6 protein-coding genes are annotated in these 5,929 nt (G+C 59.7%); 5 read left to right on the forward strand and 1 reads right to left on the reverse strand.

Features of this window, described 5'->3' with window-relative positions:
* The 4 genes from ACRC1E_RS10625 to ACRC1E_RS10640 form a co-directional block, all read left to right on the forward strand.
* Window positions 1–777 (forward strand): BamA/TamA family outer membrane protein (locus ACRC1E_RS10625; RefSeq protein ID WP_438515070.1); only part of this gene is annotated, 777 nt, incomplete at its 5' end.
* A 262-nt stretch (window positions 778–1,039) separates the two neighbouring features.
* On the forward strand, window positions 1,040–2,242 hold the full coding sequence (locus tag ACRC1E_RS10630) for an OmpP1/FadL family transporter (protein ID WP_438515071.1): 1,203 nt from the start codon (window positions 1,040–1,042) through the stop codon (window positions 2,240–2,242).
* 65 nt (window positions 2,243–2,307) lie between these two features.
* Window positions 2,308–2,988, forward strand: a complete 681-nt coding sequence (locus ACRC1E_RS10635) for a DUF3313 domain-containing protein (protein WP_438515072.1) — start codon at window positions 2,308–2,310, stop codon at window positions 2,986–2,988.
* 276 nt (window positions 2,989–3,264) lie between these two features.
* Window positions 3,265–3,804 carry a DUF2939 domain-containing protein gene (locus ACRC1E_RS10640; RefSeq protein WP_438515073.1) on the forward strand — a complete coding sequence of 180 codons (540 nt, stop codon included), beginning with the start codon at window positions 3,265–3,267 and terminating at the stop codon, window positions 3,802–3,804.
* Between the two features lie 50 nt (window positions 3,805–3,854).
* Here the strand turns inward: ACRC1E_RS10640 and ACRC1E_RS10645 are convergent, their stop codons facing one another.
* Window positions 3,855–5,525, reverse strand: coding sequence for a SulP family inorganic anion transporter (locus ACRC1E_RS10645; RefSeq protein ID WP_438515074.1), 1,671 nt, complete (start codon window positions 5,523–5,525; stop codon window positions 3,855–3,857).
* A 122-nt stretch (window positions 5,526–5,647) separates the two neighbouring features.
* On the opposite strand from ACRC1E_RS10645, the gene ACRC1E_RS10650 reads away from it, so the two are divergent.
* Window positions 5,648–5,929 (forward strand): hypothetical protein (locus ACRC1E_RS10650; protein WP_438515075.1); only part of this gene is annotated, 282 nt, incomplete at its 3' end.

Raw genomic sequence — 5,929 nt, forward strand, 5'->3', positions numbered from 1 at the left:
CTGGATGAACGTCAGCGCTTCTTTGTCGAACCCATGGCCAGTTACAGCGACGAATTGCGCAATTTCTACCAGAACGACCAGAAGCTGGCGGAATACCGGGTCAAGACCAGCCAGCTTAATCTGGGGGTGGGCATCAATATCGGCCTGCTGGGTCAGGCGCGGCTGGGCTGGCGCGAGACCTGGCTGGATGCTGCGCTGGAAACAGGCGCTCCCGAGCTTGGGGAGAGCAACCAGCACTTCGGCAGTGCCTATCTCACGCTAGATCTGGACCAGACGAACCGCCTCTATCTGCCGACCTCGGGCTGGGCCGCGCGTCTGGCCTATATCGACTCGCCCCAACTGAACTACGGCAACCTCTCCGGCAGCCTGTCCGGCGCGGCCCCACTGGGGCCATTGATCGTGAGCGGAAGATTCAGGGGCAGCCAGACCGTGCATGGCAGCGTCCCGTTCTACGAGGCTTCGAAACTGGGCGGTTTCCTCAATCTTTCCGGTTATGCGCAGGATCAGCTGGTCGGTGACGATATGCGCTTTGTCCAACTGCGGGCCGAAAAAATCATCGGCAAGCTGCCGCTGGGCTTGCGTGGCGATATGCGGCTGGGACTTGCGCTGGAAGGCGCCACCTTTGGCCGGCGCTTTAGCGAAAGCCAGCTGAATGGCTGGCAGGAGTCGGCCACGCTCTATCTGGGTGGAGAGACCCCGCTGGGACCGGTATTCCTGGGCTATGGCCACGCCCGGCAGGGGCCGAAGGCCGTCTACCTCTTTCTCGGCACGCCATAAGTTCACTCCCTTCCCTCGCCCTTGCCACGCCCATCCTGCTGAAGGATGGGCGTTCTGCTTTTGCCTGCTTGTATGCGGCATTTTTGCGACAAGACACAGCGACAGCAGAAATTAAATGTCCTTATGGCCATGTTTCACTAAAAAACGCCACAAATCCAACCTATATCTAGAAAGAATTTACATGATAAATGCTTGATTTTATGGCGCATGGCAGCCGAAACAGGGACACCCCGGCAGCAAACCCGCGCAAGGAGACTCTTCAATGACAACAACTCCCATCAAGCGGCTACTGGGTGCGCTGTGTCTGGCGCTTAGCAGCTTGTCCCCGGCGGGCGGGCTTTATCTTTACGAGATGGCAACTGAAGACCTGGGACTGGCCGGAGCCGGTTCTGCGGCCCGGGCGCAGGATGCATCTACGCTGGCCAGCAATCCGGCCGGAATGACGCGGCTGGACGGCAACCAGTTCAGCGCGGGGGGGCAGTTGCTGTATGGCGATCTCGATTACGAGATGGCGCGTGGCAGGCTAGAGGGGCCAGGCAATGTGATCGGCTGGCTGCCTGCTGCCAGCATTTTTTACAGCCACAGCATCAGCAATGATCTGAAAGCCGGTATCGGGCTGTACGGCAACTTCGGTCTGAGCCTGGATTTCGGTGATCAATGGGCCGGGCGCAATCTGGTCAGCAAGGCCACCATGATCGGCATGACCCTGCAGCCTACGCTAGCCTACCGTATCGATGACGCCTGGTCGCTGGGTGCCGGCCTAGGCATCAATTACGGCATTTTCTCGCTGACGCGCGATCAGGTGGGTGACCGCGGTGAAGTCACCCGGGACGACCACGACTGGGCCGCCAATGCCCATCTGGGCGCGATGTATACCCTGTCACCCGATACCCGGCTGGGCCTGATGTGGACCAGCGAGGTCAAGTACCAGTTCGATGTCGATGCCTCCGGTCAGTTGCCACTGTCCGGCATCAGCTGGAGCCTGCCTGTCAACGCGGCTGTATCCAGCCCGCAGCAGGCGATGTTCAGCGTGGTACACGCGCTGGATTCCAGATGGACCTTGCTGGGCAATCTGGGCTGGCAGGACTGGAGCCGTTTCAGCGATATGGATGTGTCTACGGCCAGTCGCAGTGTCTCTTCACGGCTGCGCCTGCAGGATACATGGCATGTGGCGGCGGGTGTCCAGTATCAATGGGATGCCCAGACCCGGCTGAATATGGGCATTGCCCACGATGACAGTATGTATGTCGACCAGGGCGATACCTCGCTGACGATGCCGGCATCGGCTACCTGGCGTTTTGGCATCGGCGCACAGCATGCACTGGATAGCAACACATCGCTCGGACTGGCCTTCGAATATGTGGATAGCGGGGAGGCGCGCGTCTCGCAGCCCGCACCGCTGGCAGGCCGTTATTCGCATCCCCGGATGTATTTCATCTCGGCCAATTACGCCCATCGTTTCTGAGCGATCGCGGCGCAAGGTCAGGACATGGCAGGTAGTGGGTTTATCACAACAGCGAGGAGAGCAAGATGAAGATGAAACAGGCAATGCTGGCCACTCTGGTGGCGCTGGGCGCAACCGCTTGCAGTACCACAGGGATGTCTGATGGCGCATCGGTCGAGAATAAACCGCGCTCGGGCTTTATTTCCAATTATTCGCAGCTCAAGCCCGAAGGGCAAAGCACGATGCGCTATATCAACCGTACGGCCAACTGGAAGGCCTACAACAAGATCATGTTCGAGCCGGTTGCCGTCATCCTGTCTGACAACCCGGAATACAGCGTTAACAGTCTCTCACCCGCCGTCAAAAAACGCATCGCTGACGGGATGCTCAATGCCTTCCGGCAGGAGCTGGCGCAGGACTTTCAGCTGGTGAATGCACCGGGGCCGGACGTGATCCGGGTGCGCAGCGCCATCACCGGCATACAGGCAACTGACCCCGCGCTGACCCCGACCGACTTTATCCCGGTCAAGGCGCTCTTTAACGCTGGCCGCGAGGTTACCGGCACGGCGCCGCGCGTGGTGGAGATTACCGCCGAGATGGAAATTCTCGACCCGAACAACCGCCAGATCGCGGCCGGTGTGGCCTCGCGCAAGGCCGATGAAAGCATTTCTCAAGGCAAAAACATCACCTGGGACGATATGGATCAACTGATCAAGAGCTGGGCCAAACGCTTTCACACTGTCCTGCTGGATGCCAAACGCGGCTAAAGCCTGCAAAAGCCACCGCCCCATCGGTCCGGTGGCTTTTTTGTGCCTGGCTCAGATACGCCAGGCGCTCCGCTTCCATGCCTGGTGCGACCAGTCCACAGCGGCATGCTGAAAAAACGGACACCTTCAACCATTGCCAAGGAGGCATGACCAGATACACATTCAATCAGCAAGCCCCTGCCGCCGCCGAAGAAGAATGCGATTCCTTCTTTTGTTACACTGGCTAGATGGGTCCGGGTGCTTCGCCCGGATGACGCGCATTATTTTGGAATTAAAATGAACAGCAAGATCAAGGCCGCGCTGGCAGTCACGGCTCTCGCAGGCGCAGGCTGGTTTTACTACACCCCTTATCTCGTGGTGCAGGGCATGCAACAGGCAGCGCAGCAACAGGATTCGGCCGCGCTATCGGGCTATATCGACTATCCGGCGCTCAAAACCAGCCTGAAAGCCGAGCTCAGAGCCCGGATGCTGCCACAAACAGGCAAGGACACGCCGTTTGCCGCCTTAGGCATAGCCCTTGCCGATCCTGTCATCAACAGCATGGTTGACGGCCTCGTCTCGCAGCAAGGGCTCTCGCTGCTATTGCAAGGCAAGGGCCAGCTTAAACGGCTGGACAGCCCGAAGGGTGCAGCAAACAGCGAAGAGCCAAGCGCACCGTCCCCCGATGCCGACAAGCCATCTGACAGTAGTATGGGCTACGAAGGCTTTAACCGTTTCGTGATCCAGACCGGCGAAGCCGGCGCAGCAAACAGCTTTGTGCTGCAGCGCAAAGGCCTGGCCTCATGGCAACTGGTCGAAATCCGGCTGCCGCAATAAGCGACTGACAGACAAAGACAAGCCGGCCATGAGTTTGCGCCGGCTCGTACTCAGGCGTCGGCCTTCTCCTGCGCCGGCTCGGCCACGACGCTGGCACGCACGGCATCAATCAGCTTGCGATAGATGCCGCCGCGACCGAGCAGGTGGGCGATACCGGACTTGACCAGCTCCGGGCGCACCTTGGGGCCGGCATCGCACAGGATCACGCGCACGCCGCGCGCCCTGAACTTGCGGCACACCTCTTCCAGCGAACGCAGACCCGAGCCGTCGATAAACGGCACCCGCTTGAGGCGCAGGATCAGCACACGCGGCTCGGTATTGGTGTTTTCCAGTGCGCTGGCAAAATTCTCCACCGCCCCATAGAAAAACGGCCCTTCGACTTCAAACACCAGCACATCGTCCGGCAGGCGCTCGACACCGTGGTGCTTGAGTTCCATATGCAGGTCTTCGCCCTTGAACTCATGCACGTCCACCGAGGCGGCCATGCGGCGCAAAAAGTGCAGCGTCGCCAGAATCACACCGATATTCACCGCGACCACCAAGTCGGTAAAGATGGTCAAGACAAAAGTAATCAGCAAGATGGCCACATCGGCACGCGGCGCATGGCGCAGCATATGCTTGAAGTGGCGGATTTCGCTCATATTGTAAGCGACCACAAACAGGATGGCGGCCAGGGCGGCCAGCGGAATATTGGCCGCTGCCGGCGCCAGAAACAGCACGATCAGCAACAGCACGGCGCAGTGCGCGATGCCGGCCAGCGGGCTAGTACCGCCGTTGCGGATATTGGTCGCGGTACGCGCAATCGCGCCGGTAGCGGCAAAACCGCCGAACAGCGGGGTCACGATATTGGCGATCCCCTGCCCCACCAGTTCCTGATTGGAGTTGTGCTTGGTGCCGGTCATGCCGTCGGCCACCACCGCCGACAGCAAGGACTCGATCGCGCCCAGCATGGCAATGGTAAACGCGGGCCCGACCAGCTCCACCAGCAGCGCCGGTGTTACCGAAGGAATGGAAAAGCCGGGCAGACCCTGCGGAATGCCGCCAAAAGCGCTGCCTATGGTGGCGACACCCTTAAAAGCAAACAGCGACTGGATCAGCGTCGCCACCACCATGGCTACCAGTGGCCCCGGCAGGCGCTTGAGGTAGGGGATTTTGGGGGTAAAGATCACCAGACACAAAGCCAGTAGCGCTAGCGCCGTGGTCGCCGGATGCAGATCGGGCAAAGACTGGATCAAATGCCAGGTCTTTTCGTGGAAATGCTCGCCGGCTGCTTTAGGCAAACCGAAAAAATCGCGCCATTGCCCGACCCAGATGATCACGCCAATACCGGCGGTAAAACCGATAATCACCGGCGCCGGTATGAACTTGATCACCGCCCCCATTTTGGTGAGTCCCATCAGCAGCAGCATCACGCCTGCCATCATGGTGGCGATCTGCAGGCCAACGATGCCGTACTTGGCGGTAATCGCCGCCAGAATGACAATAAAGGCACCGGTCGGGCCGGAAATCTGCACCCGGCTGCCGCCGAATACCGAAATCAGCAGACCCGCCACAATCGAGGTGTACAGGCCCTGCTCGGGCTTGGCGCCGGAGGCGATGGCAAAAGCCATCCCCAGCGGCAAAGCGACAACGCCGACGATCACGCCGGCGATAATATTGTTGACCCATTGGGCGCGCGTTTTAAACAGCCCGGCGTTGCGGGCTTCCATTAGGGCGATCATGGGGGCATTCAAAGTGAGTTAATTAGAATAATAGTATAAGCATTTACATATACCCTATGCGGGTAATCTGGCGACGACACCCGACTCTGGCATACTACGGCCATTGCCATCACCATCCGGACATGATGTCTCCCCTACTGCACAGTTGGCTGATCGGGCTGGCCCTATTGCTATTGCTTTGCATCCTGATGCTGGCCGGCCGCGGCGGCGATGCAGCCATACTCGCGGCGCTGGCATCGCTACGCAGCCCCGCGCTCGATATTTTCTGGCGCAGCATCACCCACTTGGGCTCGCTGTGGATTCTGTTACCGGCATGCACATTGCTGTGGGCACTACCGGCCACGCGCGCAGGCGGCCTGCTGGCACTGGCCAGCCTGATCGGCGCCAGCTTGCTGTGCAATGTC

This window comes from Craterilacuibacter sp. (assembly GCF_051659485.1).
In the GTDB taxonomy this organism is placed as follows: domain Bacteria; phylum Pseudomonadota; class Gammaproteobacteria; order Burkholderiales; family Chromobacteriaceae; genus Craterilacuibacter.